This window comes from Roseburia sp. OF03-24 (genome assembly GCF_003463035.1).
Taxonomy (GTDB): Bacteria; Bacillota; Clostridia; order Lachnospirales; family Lachnospiraceae; genus Roseburia; species Roseburia rectibacter.
This window is the reverse complement of sequence record NZ_QSCK01000024.1, coordinates 40,272-61,221: the sequence shown is the minus strand read 5'-3', so window position 1 is coordinate 61,221 and position 20,950 is coordinate 40,272. Positions and strand designations below refer to the sequence as shown.

At 40.2% G+C, this 20,950-nt stretch carries 23 protein-coding genes; all 23 read right to left on the bottom strand.

All coding sequences use genetic code 11. The annotated features are described in order from the left end of the window. Window positions 1-7 precede the first annotated feature (7 nt). Window positions 8-628 carry a chemotaxis protein CheC gene (locus tag DXA60_RS12915; protein WP_117921809.1) on the bottom strand — a complete coding sequence of 207 codons (621 nt, stop codon included), beginning with the start codon at window positions 626-628 and terminating at the stop codon, window positions 8-10. 81 nt (window positions 629-709) lie between these two features. Continuing rightward, on the bottom strand, window positions 710-1,156 hold the full coding sequence (locus tag DXA60_RS12910) for a chemotaxis protein CheW (protein ID WP_006857472.1): 447 nt from the start codon (window positions 1,154-1,156) through the stop codon (window positions 710-712). A 15-nt stretch (window positions 1,157-1,171) separates the two neighbouring features. Further along, window positions 1,172-3,289 carry a chemotaxis protein CheA gene (locus DXA60_RS12905; protein ID WP_117921807.1) on the bottom strand — a complete coding sequence of 706 codons (2,118 nt, stop codon included), beginning with the start codon at window positions 3,287-3,289 and terminating at the stop codon, window positions 1,172-1,174. Between the two features lies 1 nt (window position 3,290). Further along, the gene (locus DXA60_RS12900) at window positions 3,291-4,355 is read right to left on the bottom strand and encodes a protein-glutamate methylesterase/protein-glutamine glutaminase (protein ID WP_117921805.1); all 1,065 of its coding nucleotides are present in this window, start codon (window positions 4,353-4,355) and stop codon (window positions 3,291-3,293) included. Then, window positions 4,352-5,113, bottom strand: a complete 762-nt coding sequence (locus DXA60_RS12895) for a flagellar brake protein (protein WP_241070989.1) — start codon at window positions 5,111-5,113, stop codon at window positions 4,352-4,354. Before DXA60_RS12895 ends, DXA60_RS12900 begins: the two co-directional genes overlap by 4 nt. 12 nt (window positions 5,114-5,125) lie before the next feature. Further along, complete coding sequence (locus DXA60_RS12890; RefSeq protein ID WP_117921801.1) at window positions 5,126-6,004, bottom strand: MinD/ParA family protein; 879 nt, start codon at window positions 6,002-6,004, stop codon at window positions 5,126-5,128. Window positions 6,005-6,008: 4 nt separating this feature from the next. Continuing rightward, a complete protein-coding gene (gene flhF, locus DXA60_RS12885) occupies window positions 6,009-7,289 on the bottom strand; it encodes a flagellar biosynthesis protein FlhF (RefSeq protein WP_117921799.1) in 1,281 nt (426 codons plus the stop codon). Between the two features lies 1 nt (window position 7,290). Continuing rightward, window positions 7,291-9,336, bottom strand: coding sequence for a flagellar biosynthesis protein FlhA (gene flhA, locus DXA60_RS12880; RefSeq protein WP_015560458.1), 2,046 nt, complete (start codon window positions 9,334-9,336; stop codon window positions 7,291-7,293). After that, a complete protein-coding gene (gene flhB, locus DXA60_RS12875) occupies window positions 9,333-10,472 on the bottom strand; it encodes a flagellar biosynthesis protein FlhB (protein ID WP_117921797.1) in 1,140 nt (379 codons plus the stop codon). Before flhB ends, flhA begins: the two co-directional genes overlap by 4 nt. A 1-nt stretch (window position 10,473) precedes the next feature. Further along, a complete protein-coding gene (fliR, locus tag DXA60_RS12870) occupies window positions 10,474-11,253 on the bottom strand; it encodes a flagellar biosynthetic protein FliR (protein WP_117921795.1) in 780 nt (259 codons plus the stop codon). Between the two features lie 8 nt (window positions 11,254-11,261). After that, window positions 11,262-11,531 (bottom strand): flagellar biosynthesis protein FliQ, encoded by a 270-nt coding sequence (fliQ, locus tag DXA60_RS12865; protein ID WP_117921794.1) that lies wholly within the window; start codon window positions 11,529-11,531, stop codon window positions 11,262-11,264. Window positions 11,532-11,614: 83 nt separating this feature from the next. After that, the gene (fliP, locus tag DXA60_RS12860) at window positions 11,615-12,514 is read right to left on the bottom strand and encodes a flagellar type III secretion system pore protein FliP (RefSeq protein WP_117921792.1); all 900 of its coding nucleotides are present in this window, start codon (window positions 12,512-12,514) and stop codon (window positions 11,615-11,617) included. A 7-nt stretch (window positions 12,515-12,521) separates the two neighbouring features. Beyond that, the gene (locus tag DXA60_RS12855; protein ID WP_022112313.1) at window positions 12,522-12,893 is read right to left on the bottom strand and encodes a flagellar biosynthetic protein FliO; all 372 of its coding nucleotides are present in this window, start codon (window positions 12,891-12,893) and stop codon (window positions 12,522-12,524) included. Window position 12,894: 1 nt separating this feature from the next. After that, window positions 12,895-13,254: a response regulator gene (locus DXA60_RS12850; RefSeq protein WP_117921790.1), complete on the bottom strand. Its 360-nt coding sequence runs from the start codon at window positions 13,252-13,254 to the stop codon at window positions 12,895-12,897. Between the two features lie 38 nt (window positions 13,255-13,292). After that, on the bottom strand, window positions 13,293-14,471 hold the full coding sequence (fliY, locus tag DXA60_RS12845) for a flagellar motor switch phosphatase FliY (protein WP_117921788.1): 1,179 nt from the start codon (window positions 14,469-14,471) through the stop codon (window positions 13,293-13,295). 1 nt (window position 14,472) lies between these two features. Beyond that, complete coding sequence (fliM, locus tag DXA60_RS12840) at window positions 14,473-15,453, bottom strand: flagellar motor switch protein FliM (RefSeq protein WP_015520438.1); 981 nt, start codon at window positions 15,451-15,453, stop codon at window positions 14,473-14,475. 31 nt (window positions 15,454-15,484) lie between these two features. Further along, window positions 15,485-16,012 carry a flagellar basal body-associated FliL family protein gene (locus tag DXA60_RS12835; RefSeq protein ID WP_117921786.1) on the bottom strand — a complete coding sequence of 176 codons (528 nt, stop codon included), beginning with the start codon at window positions 16,010-16,012 and terminating at the stop codon, window positions 15,485-15,487. 16 nt (window positions 16,013-16,028) lie between these two features. Next, window positions 16,029-16,832, bottom strand: coding sequence for an OmpA/MotB family protein (locus tag DXA60_RS12830; protein WP_117921784.1), 804 nt, complete (start codon window positions 16,830-16,832; stop codon window positions 16,029-16,031). Further along, entirely contained in the window at window positions 16,832-17,626 is a 795-nt protein-coding gene (locus DXA60_RS12825) for a motility protein A (protein ID WP_278336450.1), read from the bottom strand. Before DXA60_RS12825 ends, DXA60_RS12830 begins: the two co-directional genes overlap by 1 nt. Before the next feature lie 54 nt (window positions 17,627-17,680). Beyond that, window positions 17,681-17,884 carry a flagellar FlbD family protein gene (locus tag DXA60_RS12820; RefSeq protein WP_006857488.1) on the bottom strand — a complete coding sequence of 68 codons (204 nt, stop codon included), beginning with the start codon at window positions 17,882-17,884 and terminating at the stop codon, window positions 17,681-17,683. A gap of 163 nt (window positions 17,885-18,047) precedes the next feature. Further along, the gene (locus DXA60_RS12815) at window positions 18,048-19,706 is read right to left on the bottom strand and encodes a flagellar hook protein FlgE (RefSeq protein WP_117921780.1); all 1,659 of its coding nucleotides are present in this window, start codon (window positions 19,704-19,706) and stop codon (window positions 18,048-18,050) included. A gap of 80 nt (window positions 19,707-19,786) precedes the next feature. Then, the gene (locus DXA60_RS12810; protein WP_015520434.1) at window positions 19,787-20,182 is read right to left on the bottom strand and encodes a TIGR02530 family flagellar biosynthesis protein; all 396 of its coding nucleotides are present in this window, start codon (window positions 20,180-20,182) and stop codon (window positions 19,787-19,789) included. 25 nt (window positions 20,183-20,207) lie between these two features. Then, window positions 20,208-20,939: a flagellar hook assembly protein FlgD gene (locus DXA60_RS12805; protein ID WP_022112318.1), complete on the bottom strand. Its 732-nt coding sequence runs from the start codon at window positions 20,937-20,939 to the stop codon at window positions 20,208-20,210. Window positions 20,940-20,950: the final 11 nt, after the last annotated feature.

Here is a 20,950-nt window from a genome sequence, read left to right as displayed (position 1 = left end):
CTTCTCCTTACAGTGAGATTCCAAGTGACGTTAATATCTTTTCATAGGACCCCTGCTCTGGCATCAATATAAAATATCCATTGATTGCCACGTCCGCACAGATCTCAGTCTGAATCAACAGTGCATTATCACCAAACTGTCCAAACTCAATGGCCGGCACACTTAAGATAGAAGCTGCCATATCTACGGCAATATAAGGAACAGACGGAGAAATCACAAGATTCGTCATAGAAGAAAGGGCTGACAGATAAGAACCTGCAATAATATTTCCTATTTCTTTTAACGCAGATAATTCCATTTCATCAAATGGTTTATCTGCCGGCACATCTTCCATCATCAGTTTGTTAACAAGATAACGTGCCGATGGAATATCTACCAGAAACATCATACTACCTTCGATGTCATTCAGCACCTCTAAGAAAATGCCAACAATTGTTTCATCCTCCGCTCCGACAGCCGTTCCTAATTTTGAAACTTCCATCAGTTTTACGTTCGGGACATTCATGTCGATTTTCATGCCAAGCATATTTGCAATTGCGGTAGTTGCATTTCCTGCACCGATATTACCAATCTCTTTTAAGACATCGAGATACATATTATTTACGTCTTCCAACGTTAAATTTCCCATGAATTGCTGATTCTCCTCTCATTTTGCACATCAGATAAAGATCCGGTGGGATTTTATGTTTCATAAAACCCCACCTTTTCATTAATTATTTTCCTCTACAAGTGCATTGATCTCAAGCAGGGAAATCAGCTGATCTCCATGCTTTCCGATTCCATTGATAAATCTTCCTTTGTTAGAAACTTTATCAATTTCATCTTCACTTAAATTTACAACTTCTCTTACTTCATCTACGATGACACCTAAAGAAGCATTTTCCTCTAATTTTAAGATAATGATTCTGCTTGCATTTGTCAGCACATCATCTTCAAGTCCCATTTTTTTGCGTACACTCATAACCGGAACAACCTCACCACGAAGATTGATCACACCTTTAAAATATGTCTGTACTTTCGGAACTCTTGTAATTTTCTGCATGCGGACAATGTTATCAATATAGCTGATATCAATTCCATACTGTTCACTGCCCACCATGACAACGATATATTGTTTGGATTCTTTTTCCGTTGTTTCAAGATTATTATTTGCCATGCTAAGTACCCTCCATTACATTAACGTATTCACATCTAAGATCAATGCAACTTCGCCATCTCCGAGGATGGTTGCACCACTGATCAGCTTGTTATTGTCAATGTATTTTCCAAGTGACTTGATTACGATCTCCTGCTGTCCGATCAGGTTATCAACTACAAGACCCGCCATGCTGTCACCTTTCGTTACAATAACAACGGTCAGGCTTTCCGGTTCTTCCCTTGGCTCAAGATCAAGCACTTTATCGAGCCGTACTAATGGGATAACCTTGCCACGCAGATGAATTACTTCCTGTGCCTCCACATACTTGATATCCTTAACCGGAATATCCTCAATATTGGAGATGGAACCAAGTGCGATCGCATATTTTTCATCTCTTACCTCTACCATCAGAGCCTGGATAATTGCAAGAGTAAGCGGCAGACGTACTGTAAAAGTTGTACCCTCACCCATTGCTGTCTTAACTTCAACATCACCACCTAATGCTTCAATGTTGGATTTTACTACATCAAGTCCAACACCTCGTCCTGAGATATCGGTAATTTTTTTGGACATTGAGAAACTTGGAAGGAACAGGATATTGATAATATCTTTCTGGCTCATGCTCTCAGCCTGTTCTTCTGTAATAATGCCTCTCTCGATTGCTTTATCACGTACTGCAGCCACATCAATACCGGCACCGTCATCTCCGACCTGGATGATGACATTATTGCCTTCCTGGAATGCATTTAAGAAAATGCTTCCCACTTCCGGTTTACCGAGAGCAATACGTGTTTCGTTATCCTCAAGACCATGGTCAGCAGAGTTACGCAGTAAGTGCTGCAGAGGATCACCGATCTGGTCAACAACCGTACGGTCAAGCTCTGTATCCTCACCAGTCATGTAAAGCTCCATCTTTTTGTCCAGCTTTCTTGACAGGTCACGGATCATTCGAGGGAATTTATTTACAACGCTCTCGATTGGAACCATTCGAACTTTCATAACCGACTCATGAAGATTGGTTGTAATACGCTCAAGATATTCAATCTGCTCATGATAAGTCTGATTCTGGAAATCACCGGACTCTGTGGAGCCAATCGCAACAAGACTGTTCTTTGCAATAATAAGCTCTGATACCTGGTTCATTAATGCATCCAGTTTTTCAATATCAACACGTACCGTTCTGTTTGTAACTGGTTTTGCAACAGTCTGTTTTTTATTATTCTGTGCTGCCGGAGCCTTCGCCGGTGCTGCTTTTACTTCCGGAGCCGGTGCTGTCTCTGCCTGAACCGGTGTCTCATTCTTTGCTGCCTCTTCTGCTGCAGCCTTTTCTGCCTGTGCCTGTTTTTCTGCAAGCACGTCACATTTTACCTCTTCGCCGACTACTTTTTCAATTTCAGATACAGACTGTGCTGCCTGTAAAATTTTATCGAATGCTTCCTCGGATGCGATAAAGAAACTGAAATCATTTTCAAAATGCTCGTCCTCAATTTCCTGAGATGTCGGGTTGTATACAAGAATCTGTCCAAACTCTTCTACAGCCTTAAACACCAAAAACGCACGTGCTGCCTTTAAGAGACATTCTTTCTGAATATATACGGTCATTCCATAAATATGTAAACCATTATTCTCAGCCTCTTTTAACTTTGTACGGTCTGTCTCGTTCAGTTCAAATTCAAAATACTTCTTTTCACCATTCTTAGCTGCTTCATCTGTATTTTCTTCTTTTGGTGCCGGAGCAGCTTCTTCTGCTTTTTTCTCAGCATTCTCTTCACCGGCGATAAAATCATTCAATTCTTTGATGATCAGTTCATTATCTTCTGTTCCCTCGTCAGAACTTGCTTTTACATTGTTCAGATAGCTTTCAATGGCATCTAAGCATTTAAAAAGAAGATCGATCATATTACTGTTAACTTTAACTTTATCACTTCTGACTTCCTGAAAAACATTTTCCATATCATGGGTCAGTCGCTGCATGCGCTTAAATCCCATGGTACCTGCCATACCCTTTAAGGAATGGGCTGCACGGAAAATTTCATTTATAGTATCCATATTTTCCGGTTCTTTTTCAAGTTCCATAATGCAGTCACTTAAAGTCTGCAGATGTTCTTCTGTTTCATCAATAAAAATCTCAAGATATTGGCTTACATCCATATTACTGTACCCCCACATTCTTTGTTATTGTTTGAGCAACCTGTGTAAGAGGAACCACTTCATTTACCAGTCCGGTTTCAGCAATCGACTTAGGCATTCCGTATACCACACAAGTCTCGGCATTCTGCGATATCACATATACCGGCTTACTCTTTGCTAAGGATTTTATTCCCTTGGTACCATCTGCTCCCATACCGGTCAGTACAACACACACTATCTGATCATATCCACAGGTTCGCAACGAATCATAAGTAATGTCTGCACACGGTTTTAATCCGCCGATAGGAGGCAATTCATCATTGAGTCTGATTTTATGGCTTCCGTCAGGACTTTTCTTTATTTCCATATGCTTTCCGCCGGGAGCAATATATATCGTTCCCTTTTTGAGCACATCTCCATCTTCCGCCTCTTTGACATGTATGTCACTGACTTCGTTAAGTCTGTCTGCCATGGATTTTGTAAATCCTGCAGGCATATGCTGCACTAAAACCATTGGTGCATCCAGATTTTTAGGAAGATATGGAATCACACTCTGAAGAGCTTTCGGACCTCCCGTCGAACATGCCAATGCAACTAATTTATTTCTGCTTCGAACCGGCTCTGTGTTTCTGCGCAAGACTACTTTTTCCGGTGTTGCAGCCGATTTGCTGCCCAAAGCCATCTTCTGTGTTTTTAAAACTGCATTCAGCACTCCAAGAAGTTTACCCTTAAATGCTTCACCTTTTGCCTCGATCACATTCGTCGGCTTCGGCACAAAATCAACTGCCCCCCGTTCCATGGCAAGCATGGTAACTTCGGCATCCTTTGTAGTCGTAGTACTGACCATGATGACCGTAGCACGGATTTTTTCTTTTTGAAGATGCTCTAATAAAGCAAGTCCATCCATCCGCGGCATATTAACATCCAATACCACACCGTCATATCTTTTTGCTCTTAATTTTTCAAGTGCATCCAGACCGTCTCTGCAGGTATCGATTGCCTGAAATGTTTCATCCGAATTAATAATATCACAGATCACCCTTCTCATGAGTGCAGAGTCATCAACAACAAGAATATTTTTTTTCATTTTTTTATCCTCTCACTGCCATTTTGCTGACGCATTCTTCTCTCTTCTTCGAAGATGTAACGAATAATTTCTTCCCTTACACGATCATTCTTGATACTGAATTTTGCACGCGACATAAATCCATATTCCGCCGCTGATTCTATTTTACCTGATTCTATCACATTTGCAACAATATAATACTGATTATCCATTGTCTGGCTCTTCAGCCTTAATTCTGCCAATATCCACGTACCAGGTTTCTGCTCCTGTTCTGTTGTAAAACGGATTCCTCCGCCACTTAAATCCATGATTTTTCCTTTTCGTTCTTTCTCATAAAAGTGTTCATCACGGATTTCTGAAAAAATAGCCTCCACACTGTCAAGCATAGCCTGTTCAGCCGTCAGTTCATAATATTTAAAATCGAGCAGACACGGAAATCTGAAGTATTCTCTCCGTTGAAATTTTTCCGGCTGGGATTTCAATTCCATCTCAAGCATATATATATTGTCTTTTTTATATCGTTCTTTTACCTGACCAACGGCTCGATACAGTGACTCGCGTGAGAAAAACACGAGTTCATAGCGGACACCAAGCTGTAATAATACCAGTTTACCCGCCTCCATTGGCATTGCTATCTCCATATTCCCATTTGAACAGAAATCAAGTACTTTACTCTTATATGTTTTAACAGTGACATCCGTTTTTTCTGCCTGTTCAACTTCCTGAAGAACACGGATATCAATCTTATCGCCTATACGTATAATGTCTGAAACCTTCATATCCATTCCTCCTTAGTATTTCTGCCACCAGAAATCTGAAAACATTCTGGCAATTCCCAACCGTTTATCCGGTATTTTCTGTTCCTGTAAAATCAGATTCGCTGCCATAGTTTCAAATGCTCTTGCTGACTTTGCCATCGGTGCATTCAGTGAAACAGGTTTCTGCTGTCTTACCGAACGTTCCAGCATGTGATCCTGAGGAATCATCCCAAGATAATTCACAGAACCATCCAGAAACTGTTCTACTACAGAATTCAATTTTTCATATACCTGCTGTCCCTCTTCATTAGATACCACACGGTTTGATACGATCCGGATATCTGTCTGTTCGCGTGAAAATAAAGGGTTATGATATAATGCTTTAAGCAATGAATAGGAATCGGTCAAAGAACTCGGTTCAGGAGTTGTTACAACAAGAACTTCCGGACTCGCCATGACAAACTCCATAACCTGATTTGATATCCCCGCTCCTGTATCGATCAGGATCACATCTGCATACTGATCTAATTCAGATAAACCACGGATCAGATATCTGATCTGTTCGTCTGCCAGCTGGTTCATACATAAGACCCCTGCTCCACCTGAGATAAATCCAATCCCCATAGGACCTTCTGTTATGATTTCTGTCATACTCTTTCTCTGGAACAGAAAATCTCCCAGATTATAACGGGGAACTGCTCCAAACATAACCTCAACATTGGCAAGTCCAAAATCAGCATCAAAAATCAGTACTTTCTTTCCTAATTTACTAATCTGCACAGCAAGATTCACTGCAACATTCGATTTTCCAACTCCACCTTTTCCACTCGTCACGGTAATCACACGTGCATCCAGTTTCCGGCTCTGATTTTTTACTTTAATTACATTTCTGAGATTTTGAGCCTGATCCATATCATTATCTGCCTCCCAGAAGTTGTTTTACTATTTTTTGTGTATTAAATTCCTCTATATCATCCGGCACATTCTGTCCGTTTGTCATGTAGGAAAGCGGTGCTCCCGAATACATCTTGATGTTGTAAATATTACCATAAGCCTCAGTTTCATCCAATTTGGTAAATATCAGCTTGTAATCGGCAATCTCTTTATAACGGTCAGCAATTTCCAGAAGATCTTTATACTTAGTTGTCGCACTGACTACCAGATATACCTCTCTTTCATATGCTTCATCAAGTCCCGCAAGCATTTTTTTCATATCATTGCACTGCTCATCATTTTTGTGGGAAAAACCTGCCGTATCTACAAAAATGAGATCATATTCACTGACTCTTTCAATCGCGGCATTCATCTCCTCGGAAGAATAAATGATGCTCATCGGTGCATCTAAGATATTGGCATACACCCGAAGCTGCTCCGTAGCAGCAATACGATAAGTATCCGCTGTCAGGAACGCAATCTTCATCCCCATCTCAAGTTTATACTTAGAGGCAATCTTGGCAATCGTTGTTGTCTTTCCCACACCTGTCGGGCCAACAAAGAAAATAATTCTCGGTTTTTTACCGGTAACACAGATTGTATCCGGCTGTCCTAATTTTAAGATCATTTTCTGGTACACATTTGACAATATCACATCCACGCTGCTTCCACTGTGCATCACTTTCTCTGCTTCGTCTAAAATCTGGTTGACATACTTTTCGTTTACCTCATTTTCCAGCAGCGTTCTGTAAAGCATTTTTATGAACTGCAATCCCTCCGGGTTCACAACCTGATGTTCTTTTTCTTCTTCCTTTACTTCCTTCTGTCTGCTTTCCTCAGCAGACAGCTGTTTTTCCAGTATATTAGAAAGATTTTCGAGTCTTTTCTCCAATCCATCTTTTGCATGCAGCTCTGATGCATGCAGCTCTGGTGCATGCAGTTCCGGTGCACTTGTAAGACGTCCTGACAGGATATCCTGTGTTCTGTCATTTGAGAACTCTTTTGGACTGATTTTCTCATCTGCTGCAAGATTTAATGTTTTAACTGTTTTTGCCGCCAGATCGGCAACCTGTCTTGGATCTACAAAATCATCTTTCTCTTCTTTTGCTGCTGTAACCTCAAACACGGAACTTTTCCAGGCCTTAAACATACCTGTCGGTTTGATCTCCTTAACATTCATCACAACCGCGCCTTCGCCAAGCTCCTGTTTTGCTTTTTCAATTGCTTCTTCTTTCGTTTTTCCCTGATACTTATTTATGGTCATTTCACTTGTCACCGTCCCTGCTGATTATCCCTACTGACTGTAATTCTACATTAGACTCAATTTCATTATATGAAACCACGATCAAGTCCTTAAAATAATCTTCCGTTAATTTTTTAAAGTACATTCGTACAATCGGAGATGTGATCACAATTGGAGTTTTACCCATGTTTTCAAGTTTTGTCACTTCATTCTGTACAGAATTCATAATTGCTTTTGTTGTCTCCGGATCAAGTGTGAGATATGCACCCTGCTCCGTCTGTTTTACGGAAGCCATAATTTCCTGCTCAACCTTCGGATCAAGTGTAATGACACTGGTTGTTTCATTTGCAGGGAAATACTTGCTGGAAATCGCTCTCTTTAAACTCTGACGTACATACTCCGTCAATACATCCGTATCTCTTGTTGTTGCTGCATGATCGGCAAGCGTTTCAAAAATTGTCAGAAGATCCCGGATTGAAATTCCCTCATCCAGCAGATTCTGTAATACCTTCTGAACCTCGCCAAGTCCAAGCATTTTAGGAATCAGCTCGTCCACTAATACCGGATTGCTCTCTTTCAGATTATTGACAAGATTCTGCACATCCTGTCTGGTAAGCAGCTCTGCAATATGTGACCGGATCACCTCCGTCAGATGTGTTGCAATGATCGATGGCGGATCAACAACTGTGTAACCAAGGCTCTCTGCACGTTCACGCTGACTTTCCGTGATCCAGATAGCAGGGAGATGAAATGAAGGTTCAAACGTAGGAATACCTGTGATCTCTTCCTCCACATATCCTGGATTCATTGCCATATAGTGATCAAAAAGGATTTCTCCCTCTGTTACCTGCACACCTTTGATCTTAATGATATACTGGTTCGGATTTAGCTGAATATTATCTCTCAAACGAATAATCGGTACGATAGTACCAAGTTCAAGAGCAATCTGCCGTCGTATCATAACAACACGATCCAGGAGATCTCCTCCCTGATTTACATCTGCTAACGGAATGATACCATATCCAAATTCAAGTTCTATCGGATCAACCTGAAGCAGCGACACCACATTCTCTGGTTTTCGTACCTCTTCTGCTTCCGTTTCCTCCGCATTGACCTCTTCTTCTATACTCTCAATACCGATATTTTTGTCGACCTGTCGTCCTGCAATAATAAAAGTTGCACCAAACGCAAGAAACAATAAGGTATTTAACGGTGTTGCAATTCCTAAAACCGCCAGCGTAGTACCTACAATATAAAGTACTTTGGGAATACCAAATAACTGACTGACAAGGATATTGGAAAAATCCGCTTCTTTCGACGCTTTTGTAACAAGAATGCCGGTTGCAAGTGAAATCAGAAGGGACGGTATCTGGGAAGAAAGTCCATCACCAATCGTTAGCACACCGTAATGTTCGATTGCCTCCTGAAACGTCATTCCGCCCCGCAGTATACCCATAATGGTTCCACCCGCAAGGTTTACAAACGTGATAATAAGACCAGCTGCCGCATCTCCCTTTACATACTTGGTAGCACCATCCATGGAACCAAAGAACGCAGATTCTTCCTGAATCTTATTTCTCCGCTCCCTTGCCTGTTTTTCCGTGATCGCTCCGGTATTTAAATCCGCATCAATCGCCATCTGCTTACCAGGCATCGCATCAAGTGTAAATCTCGCCGTTACCTCAGCGACACGCTCGGAACCTTTATTGATAACAACAAACTGGATAATAACCAGAATAATGAATACGATGGCACCAACGATCAGATCTCCACCACCGACGAACTGTCCAAATGTCTGTACGACATTACCCGGATTACCGGTTGTTAAGATCAGTCGTGTTGAAGACACGTTCAGAGAAATTCGAAAGATTGTCGTAAACAAAAGTAAAGTCGGAAAAAAAGACATATCCAGTACTTCTTTTACAAACAATGTATTAAAAAGAACAATCAATGCGATTGAAATGTTCAGTGCCAGCATAACGTCGAGTAAATTGGAACTGATTGGCACTATAAAAAAGATGACTGCAGCCAGTAGATACAGTGCAACACCTATGTCAGCTTTCTTCATGACCTATCCTCCCTGTTTCTCATATTATATACCATAGCAAGAATTTCCGCTACTGCCTGATACAATTCCGGCGGTATTTCTGCCCCTATATCTACATTCGCATATAACATTCTTGCCAACGGTTTATTTTCAACAATTTCAATGTGGTTTTCCTTTGCTTTTTCACGAATTTTCTGTGCAAGATAATCTTCTCCTTTTGCAATAACGATCGGAGCTCTTGACACCTCGGCATCATATTTGATTGCAACTGCCAGGTGTGTCGGGTTCGTAATAACCACATCTGCCTTTGGTACATCCTGCATCATACGCCTTTGAGAAGCTTCTCTCATACGTTGTCTCTGTCTTCCTTTGATCTCAGGATTTCCCTCAGTATTTTTATACTCATCCTTTAATTCCTGCTTGGTCATCTTCATATCTTCATTGAAACGATGTTTCTGATAAACAAAATCTGCAATTCCGACCACCAGATAAACAAGGCTGATTTTAAAACCTGCATTAATGATAACATTCCCGCATAATACAACTGCCTGATTCAGCGGTATGTCATATAAAATAAAAATATCATTTGCCTCACCCTTTATGGATGTATAAGCAACATATATGATCAAACCTATTTTTAAAATAGATTTAAGCAGCTCAAATAATGAATCTTTTGAAAAAATACGTTTAAATCCATTGATCGGATTAAATTTATCCCCCTTAGGTTTTAACGGCTTAGCCGTGACTTTCCACCCTACCTGAAGGATACTTACAAGGGCTGTCACCGCAACACCAAACACAAAAAACGGGGCAGCCATCTTGAACATTTCTATATACACATTATGTAAAAACGAAGTAATCTCCTTTGTAGATGATTCCATCGCATTAACACTTACAAAATCAGGCATCAGCTTATATACATAATAAAAAACTTCCAAAAAGCCATTGCCAATTAACGAAATAAAAACCTTCAACACGAGGAACAATACTATCAGATCAAATGCTGCGGTAAGTTCCTTACTCTTTGCAACCTTACCATCCTCTCGTGCTTCTCTTAACTTCTTTTCTGTTGCCGGCTCTGTTTTTTCCCCTCCGGGTCCATCTTTTGCGAACCACTGAAGGTCATATGCAAATAGTAATCTGTCTTTCCATTCCACCTTAGTACATTCCCTCTATAAATAAAACCATCATCTTTTTCATTTCGGTAAATATAAAACTGGCGATTCCAGGCAAAAGTGAAATTGTAAGAAATAAAACTCCAAAACCAACCAGTATTTTCATCTGCATACCAACCGCAAACATGTTCATCTGTGGTGCAACCTTTGCAAGAATACCTAAGATACAATTTAAAATCATCATACAGGCAAATATCGGGAGAAAAATCCGGAATCCGATTACAAACATGTCCGTCATATACTGTGTCATGGAACCTGCAAGGGAATCCCAGTTAAAGATCTGACCATTGATCGGTATTACCGTAAAAGAATCCACCACCGCCTGTAAAATCACATGATGCATATTTGTTGCGATCAAAAGAAGAAGTATAAAATAATTGTACAGGTTTCCAGTGATCGTTACCTGCGTATTCATTGTCGGGTCAAATTCAGTCACCATGGATAATCCGATATCCATATCAATAATATTTCCCGCAAATAAAATAATGGAATTACAAATGTTTGCAGCAAATCCTATCAGCAACCCTGTAATTCCTTCTTTTAACACTATTATCGCATATCCAATCATACCTGTATACTCGATTGCTGTCTTATCAACAAAACCATAGACCAAAAGCGCAACAAAGAACGAAAAAGCTATCTTTGCCTGTGAAGGTGCATTCCTTGTCCCAAAAAAAGGAGCGATGTACACAAAACACGATATGCGAACCAATATTAATATCAGTATTTCAAAATTAGCCAATGAAAACGTATATTCTAACATAGAGCGTCCTAACCAAGATATATACTAAAATTCGACCATAACGTCGTCACAAATTCAGTCAGATTTGTCAGAATCCATGATCCAAAAATCATAATGCCAACAAATACTGCAATGATCTTAGGAACAAACGTCAATGTCTGCTCCTGAATAGATGTAACCGTCTGGAAAATACTGACAATCAAACCAACAACCAGTGAAATGATCAACATCGGAGCGGAACAGATTATAATCGTATAAATCGCTTCTTTTGCTATATCAAGTACCTGTCCTTCTGTCATTTTGTTCTCACCTCTTTGCTATCTATATACATTTTAATCTGTATCTATAACAGAATGCACATTCTTCGAACATTCTGTTATCATCAATAAAACGTCTTTACTACGCTTCCTATTACAAGATTCCATCCATCCGCCAGTATAAACAGTAATATTTTAAACGGCAAAGAGATTGTTGTCGGTGGAAGCATCATCATACCCATCGACATAAGCACGGATGCAACTACCATATCAATTACAATAAACGGGATATAAATTACAAATCCCATGATAAATGCCTGTCTCAGTTCCCCGATTATAAACGATGGAATCATAATTGTCATCGGAATCGCATCATATGCACTCTGCCCGGATTCCTCATATTCCTTTTCCAGTGCAGCACTGTCAATATCATAACTGTCACCAGCCATATCCACGAAAAGCTTGACATCCTTTCGCTGTACCTGTCCATACATAAACTGGCGAATTGGCACTTCCGCTTCTTTTAATGCCTTTTCTATGGTAATATCTCCATTATCCAGTGGCTGGATTGCATTCTCATTGATCTGCTGAAACGTCGGCCACATGATAAAAAATGTCAAAAACAATGCCAGTCCAATCAAAATCTGGTTTGGCGGTGCCGTCTGTGTTCCAATTGCCGTTCTTAAAAAATGAAGTACAATTACAATTCTGGTATACGATGTAAGCATAATCAAAAGCGATGGTGACACTGCAATAATTGTCAGTAACAATAATGCACGTACTTCTGAAGCAACCCCCGCCTCATCATTATTTATCGAGATGGACAGACCACCTTTGCTGTCTGACTCACTACCTGAACCTGTGCTGGTATTCGCTGCTGTATTATCCAGCGAATCAATGCTGTCCGGATCCATGGAAGCTGCATAAACAGTCGTTCTGTTTTGTGAGGCAAACAACACTGCCACAAACACTGCTATTGCAAATATTAATGACAGTATACAATATGTCTTTTTTAATTTTGTCATAATTCTATCAATCCTGCTTTTTCGGAAAATGATCTTTCAGTCTACTAAATATCTCCTGAAAATTTTCCTGTGAATTTTTCATATCATCCGATGTCTGGACTGATAACTGATCTTCTGTAAGTTCCGCAATTTTTGTTACTTCATCCTTACCCACAGCGATTACAAAATACTGTTCTCCTGCCTTAACAAGCTGTAAAAATTTACCATTTGCAATCCGGATTGTTTCGAGAACCATAAGATTTCCTTTGGACATTTGTATTTTTTGAAAACCACCTACCCACTTTGTCGTGAAGTAGGTAATAATCAAAACAAACACAAATATGATCAGTACTCCAATCAGCTGCATCAGACTTCGAAAAGAGGCGCTTAATAAAATCATACTAACCCACTACTTTTTTTACTGCCTCAAGTACACGCTCAGCCTGGAATGGCTTCACAATAAAATCCTTTGCTCCTGACTGAATCGCTTCAATAACCATTGCCTGCTGTCCCATTGCAGAACACATGATAATATTTGCATTCGGATCGATCTCTTTGATTTTTTTAAGTGCCTGGATACCATCCATATCCGGCATAGTAATATCCATTAATACCAGATCCGGTTTTGCTTCAGGATATTTTTCCACTGCAATAGCACCATTTTCAGCCTCCGCTGCAATCTCATAACCATTCTTTGTAAGAATGTCCTTAATCATCATTCTCATAAATGCAGCATCATCACAAATCATAACCTTAGCCATAATTTTCTCTCCTATCTTTAACTCTTCTTTTTTGTTTTTTATTTTATAATTTCAGTAATTCGTATACCATAGCTTTCTTCTATTACTACTACCTCGCCTTTGGCTACGAATTTACCATTTACCAGAACATCAATCGGTTCTCCGGCAATCCTGTTTAATTCTATAATGGTTCCCGGTGTAAAATCAAGTATTTCTTTAATTGATTTGGAAGTTCTTCCAAGTTCTACCGTAACTTCAAGTGGTACATCCATAATCAAATCAATATTTTCCGGTTGAAAATTCCCCGGTACTGCTCCAGTAAATGCCTGGAATTGTGCCGGCTGTACATTTACCTGCTGTTGTCCATACATCTGCGACATCTCCTGACCCATCATTGGTTGTCCCATCATCGGCTGACCCATCATTGGCTGCCCCATCATCGGCTGTCCCATCATTGGCTGCTGTGCTGCCATCTGAGGTTGTGGCTGCGGTGCAGGTGTCGGCTGAGCTGCCGGTGTACTCTGGGTGTTCTCTTTTTCACTCATTCCTGCAGTGGAATTACTGTCTTCTTCCATATTGCTTGTTACATTTGCACACATTTCTTTTGCAAAAGAAACAGGATATAACTGCATGATCTCACTATCAACAAGATCACCAATCTCTAACCGGAATGAAATTTTTACAAATTCACCTGCAAGGAACTCATCAATCTGACTCTCATCAATTGTCTGTTGCAAATCTATCAGATCTGCACTTGGCGGGCTGATATCAATTACCTTGTTCAGCATGGAAGACAATGATGTTGCTGCCGAGCCCATCATCTGGTTCATTGCCTCGCTGATTGCACTCAGGTGAAGTTCTCCAAGTTCTCCATCCGTATTTGTTCCATCACCGCCCATCATCAGGTCCGTGATAACTTTTACATCATGTTCCTTTAACACAAGGATATTGCTTCCATCTAATCCCACGGTATACGCAATTCGTATAAATACACATGGCTTTTCATATGCGTCACATATATCACTCCAGTTTGCAAACGCAACCACTGGGGTGGAAATCTCAACCTTACGGTTTACCAGTGAAAACAGTGTAGTTGCCGCTGTTCCCATACTGATATTCGAGATCTCACCGATCGCATCTTTTTCCTGTTCTGTCAATGTATTTTCCGGATTTTCATCTGTACCTGAAGGATTGTTCAGTAAAGCATTGATTTCTTCCTGTGACATCGTTCCATCCATCTTACTGCTCCTCCCTAATCACTGATGTAATTCTTACTGCATAGTCATCACCGGTTTCTCCCGGCAGAGCAGTAAATTTTTTTATACTTCCAACAAAGACACTCAGTTCCTGATCAACCTTCGTATCCAGCCGGATAATATCTCCTACCTGCAGTCCCAAAAAATCATTTACTGAAATGGAACTGTTACCAAGTACAGCTTTGATCGGCATTGGTGCTTTTGAAATAAGTGCCTCGATCGTTTCTGTATACTGTTGTTCATCTTTTTCCTGCAGACTCGAATACCAGTATTTGGTATTCAGTTTGTCCATAATACTCTCTAAAGTCAGATATGGAAGGCATACATTCAGTAATCCCTCCACATCGCCAATCTTAACATTGAGCGTTACCAGAGCTATCATCTCCGTCGGCGATATAATCTGTGCGAACTGCGAATTCGTCTCAATACGCTCTAACCGGGGTTCTAACTCACATACATTCTCCCACGGCTCCACTAAAAGATCTACTGCCACATTAAATATCCGCTCAATGATCAGCAATTCTATCTCCGAGAAATCCCTCGGTTTATCCAGAGGCACTCCCTTTCCACCTAACATTCTGTCTACTACAGCATATCCAAGATTTTGTGCCATCTCAATGACAATGCTTCCATTCAATGGAGATGCATTTACAATTCCAAGTAATACAGGATTCGATAACGCATTTGAAAATTCTGAATATGTAACTGCTTCTGAGTTCATCACCTCAACCTGAACATTTTTCCGTAAATAAACAGGAAGATTGGTTGACAAGAGTCTTCCGTAATGTTCAAAGATAATCTCCAGCGTTCGCAGATGTTCCTTTGAAAACTTTGCAGGACGGGCAAAATCATAATTTTTGACCTGTTTTTTATCTTCATCTTTCATTTCATCTACATCAAGTTCACCACTGCTTAACGCTTTGAGCAAACTATCTATCTCATTTTGAGATAAGACTTCACCCATTCTTTCTCACCACCTAACACAATATTTGGGTCTATTCCGTCTGAACGCTTGAGAAGTTTACACCAACGATGAAGTCTGAACCTCCAAACATATCCTGCATTGATTTTAATATATCGTCTTTTACATTCTGATAGCCATTTGCATCAAACTCATCTAATGTATATCCATTTACGATCGTGTTGATCTCACTCTGGATAATTGTTTCTTTTGCAGCAAGCCCTTCCGATCCCCCATAAGTCTTATATCCGTCACTCTTGGTATTCAAAGACAGACTGACTGAAAATACAGCATAGTGTTGTTTGCCATCATCGCTCTGTTTTAAATTCACGGTAAATCCATCGGTAATCTTATAAGTTTCAATGTCTTCGATTGGCACTTCCGGTGTGGCCGGCGTATTTTCTCCACTCTGAAGTTCCAGATTAATAGCAGAGCATACCTGATCGATCAGCTGATTCGATTTTTTTGTCTGCGGAATAATCGTGAACACAAGAATTGCAGTTAAAATAAGATTTGCTAAAACCAGTGCCAGAATAATTACGGTTATCAAATTCTTTTTCATAATGCTACCTTCCTGTTCAATTAAAATCTGAACTATAAGAATTATATATTTTTATAATAACGCGGCGGTTTCTTGCTCTTCCCTCCTGCGTTGTATTATCTGCAACAGGTACATACTCACCTCTTCCAGATGCCTTCAAATGTGCGGGCTCCACTGTTGTAATATCTCTCAAGTAATCTGTAACCGCCCGTGCCCTGTAAAATGAAAGCACATCATTATCTTCATATTTTGCAGAATGAATCGGCACGTTATCCGTGTGTCCCTCTACTTCTATGATATTATCCTGATAAGGTTCGATCAGCTTACCCAGCTTATCAATCAGCGGATACGCCTCTGATCGGATTTCAGCATGCCCGGAGTCAAACAAAAGAGCTCCATTCATATTGAGCATGACATACTGTGCATTAAAATCAACTTCTACCTGATCCTGAATTCCATACCTTGCAATGGCATCCTCTAATTGTTCAGACATCTTTTCTGATTCTTCCAGTGCCTGTTCTTTATATTCTTCCACTACATCATTCTCTTCGTCTGTCTCCTGATCCGATTCAGAGTTCGCTTTGTCTTTATAATAGGAATCTAACATTTCAAGCTGGCTCACACCAGATGATATCAGAGTTCCATCTCCAATAGAAGATCCTCCATTGGGAAGAATACTAAATGTATTCTGAAAGGAAGCCACCATTTTTTCAAACTTTTCTGCATCTACTGTTGACATAGAAAATAACAATACAAAGAAGCACAACAACAGGTTCATCAGATCTGCAAATGTATTCATCCATGCTGGTGATCCTTTTGGTTCATCAGGCTTTCTTTTCACTATTCTTCACCTCCAGCCTCGCTTTCCTGCGCTGTATTACGCGCCGAAGGTGCAAGGAATGATTTCAGTTTTTCTTCTATAACACGCGGATTCTCTCCTGCCTGGATCGACAGAATACCTTCCACGGAAATTTCCTTCATCATCATTTCATTATCATTATTCAGTTTTAACTTACCTGCAATCGGGTTACATAACCAGTTTGCAAGTAATGAACCATACAATGTTGTAACAAGCGCTGTTGCCATCGCCGGTCCGATTGTGGATGCATCTTCCATGTTCTGCAACATGAGGATCAATCCGATCAGGGTACCGATCATACCCCAGGCAGGACCTAATTCAGCCCATTTTTCCCAGACAGCAATTTTAGCTTTATGTCTGCTCTCGACACAGGCTAAGTCTGTCTCCATGATTCCTCTTACCAGTTCCGGATCCGTACCATCTACAACAAGCATAATGCCCTTTTTCAGGAAATCATCTTCAATTCCATTTGCGGCTTCTTCCAATGCCAGAAGTCCTTCTTTTCTCGCTGTATTCGACAGTGAAATGATCTGATTGATGACAACTGCCGGATCCTGAACCTCATCCTTAAAAATCAACTTTATTGATTTTATACCATTGATAAAATCCGCCAATTTAAAAGATGCAAGCGTACCTGCTATGGAACCTCCTATTGTAATAATGAATGATGCCATATCCCACATGGAGTGTAAACTTGCAACACCTCCGTTGGAAAGTACACCAAACACAAACATTACAACGCCTAATAACATACCTACTATTGATGCTATATCCACTTTTTCCACCTACCATCCTTGATTTTTCAGATTATAAAATCCCATCCGTGGGACTTATTCTTCTCTTAAAAGGCCATTTGTAAAAATATCCCTTTTGTATGATTTTACTAAATTTTTGACCTCTTGTCTACTTTCTTTTACAATAAACTTTTTACCTGTTGTAAGAGAAATAACTGTATCCGGGGTCTCCTCCACCGTTTCAATCAGATCCGAATTGATTAATACTGTTGTTCCATTCAATCGTGTCACTTCGATCATAAAGTAATCATTCCTCCATTATTAATCAACAGTTTTTATTGTGACCGATTTTTTCAAAAACCGGTCACAATGTTCAGTATAACATATGTAACTGATTGTGTAAAACCTGTTTCAACATTTTAAGACAGGTTTTACGCAAATATTATCTTTTTCTTACTTTACATTAACGTTTCAGATTAACCAGTTCCTCTAAGAGGGTATCTGATGTTGTGATGATACGGGAGTTTGCCTGGAAACCACGCTGTGTGATGATCATCTGTGTGAACTCCGTGGACAAGTCTACGTTAGACATTTCAAGTTCTCCGGATGTCATGGAACTTCCGTCCGCAGAAATCTCAACACCAATTCCATCAAATTCACCTGAGTTTAAGGTTGTACGGTAACAGTTCTCTCCAACCTTTTCAAGACCGGATGCATTTGCAAACTGTGCAACAGCGATCTGTCCAAGTATCTCTGTATTACCATTATCATAGGTACCTTTGATAAGACCATTGTTATCGATGGAAATACCGATCATGGCACCTAATTTCTTTCCTTTTCCTGTCACACCATCATCTATAGATCCTGTAGACATAACCGCTGTGGATTTACCACCGTTGTTTGCATCTTTCAGTCCCGAAAAATCAATGGTAATATCATCAAACTGGGTTGGATTATTTCCCAGCTTACTCATATTAAGTGTAACAGAATTTGTCTTATTGTTGGATTTTCTTGCTCCAACACCTGTAAACGTACCATCTTTTGTGCTGAAGTCGATCGCGTAATCAGTTACATCTCCGGAAATCGTCAACTTTCCAGTCATGTCATCTACAGTTGCTTTCGCACCATTTTTTATCTTCTCAACCATTCCATTCGAAATTCCGTATACTTGTTTTAAGCTATGTGTATTGGTTGTAGCATTTTTTTCTTTAAATGTAGATGTAGTATCGTCCCATTCTAACTCTGTGCCATTATTATCACTGCCTACATAAAACTTCTTTTTGGCGGCATCATAGTAATAACCACTCTGCACCTGATTATAAGTACCAAGTGTAGCACCAGCTGTCTTTGATCCAAACACATCCTCCAATTTAACCTGACTGGTCGCTGGATCATAGAATGTTGTTCCATCGCTGTTCAAGATTTTTTCCAGTTCCACCGTATATTTTCCATCTGTTCCGGTAGATTTCATTGCAAAACGCGCTGTATAGGAATAACCGAGATTATCAAAAAATGTCAGTGTTTTGACAAGTCCGTTGTCTGACAATACATCCTTATCATTTTTATCAATAATACCGGAAACATTTGCCTGTGTGGTTGCCTCCGGAGCAGATGTCAGGTTGGATGTCTGCATGACACGAAGTGCAGATACGGTATCCTTCTTGATATTTCCTGTTGTCGGATCTACCTGCCATCCCATAACTGTATAACCGGTGGATGTCATACATAAGTTACCGGCACCATCTACATAGAAAGAACCGGCTCTGGTAAACAGGTTCTCAGAACCGTTGTTAACTACAAAAAAGTTTGTCGTAGACTGGTCTGATAAACGGATATCGAATGCACGTCCGGTTGTTTCAGCCGCACCGGAAGTTGTGATGCTTAAGTTTGTTGCACCGGTCGTAACACCAAGACCGATCTGTTTTGCATTCACACCACCGGTACCTGTTGCTGCGTTCGCACCGGATGCATTGCTTGTCATCTGATATAAAACATCCTGAAATACGACTGAGGATGATTTAAAAGCTACTGTGTTTACGTTGGCGATATTGTTACCAATAACGTCCATTTTTGTCTGATGTGTCTTAAGACCTGACACAGCAGAGTACATTGATCTCATCATAGTTGAAATTGACCTCCTAAGTTCTTTTGTGCTGCCTTCCCTTCTGTCATTCCGGGAATCTAGCCTCCATTTCGGTCCGGCTACGTGATCACAGCACCATCAATATTGGTATAAATATTATCATCGGACTCTGTCCGGTCCATTGCTGTAACGACTGTCCTGTTCGGAACATTTACGATAAAAGCGAGTGAATCAACAATTACTAACGATTCTCTGATTCCCTTTTCACCAGCCTTAAAAACGCCTGTCTCAAGTCGTTCATTCTGCTCTTTAGACAAATTGATATTACGATCCATCAGGCGCATCGTGGCATGCTTGGAAAATTTAAGTGTCCCACCTGCTTTTGCATCCTGCTTCTGCTTTAAAATATCTTCAAAGGAGACACCGCTCGAAGTTACCGCATCCGTGCTTTTCCGAGTCAGATACTGGTCAGTTACCTGCTCAATGGAAGCAAACTGGTTACTGATCTTATTCATAATCGCATTTCCCTTCTGTCAGATATCAGGTTTTATCTGTACCTGTCGTTGTGTCTGTATCCGTTTTTGTATCTGTTCCTGTTGTCGTATCTGTTGTTGTACCTGTCGATGATGAAGTACTTTTATACCAGTCTTTTCCTGCAAGTTTTTCCATCTGTGCAAGCAGTTCCTGATATTTTTTCAAAGTATCTGTATCGATCTTTGACTGCTGATAAGAATTCAGATTATCGTAATATGTCTTTAAATTCTTGACATCATCCTTGTCACTTAATGTAAGCTGTGCTGCGGATGGCAATTTAGCAACCGCTGCTGCAAACGTCTTAGCAAGTGTCTCTGCCTCCATGTATTCGGTATCTGCAACCTGATATACATCAGAAAGTGAATATAACACCCCATTTACACAGATCTTCTGCTCACCGTTTTCTTTCTGTACATAATCAACAAATCCCTCTGTTGCTGTTGTTTCTCCAGTCGAAGATGTTGTCTTGATAATAACATATTTTCCAACAAGTGCATTTGCATTGCTGCTCTCGATTGTACTCTGCATACCAAGTGTTGCTTCCATCTGTGAAAATGTAGCAAGCTGTGCAACATACTCCGTATTGCTGGTAGGCTCTAACGGATCCTGATACTGCATCTCTGCACATAACAGCTGTAAGAACTGGTCATAGCCAAGGTCATTGCTGGTATCCGATTTGCTTGTAGTACTGGTATCCTTTGGTATTTTTCCGTCTACAACGGGCTGAATTAATGCCATTTTTTTCTCCT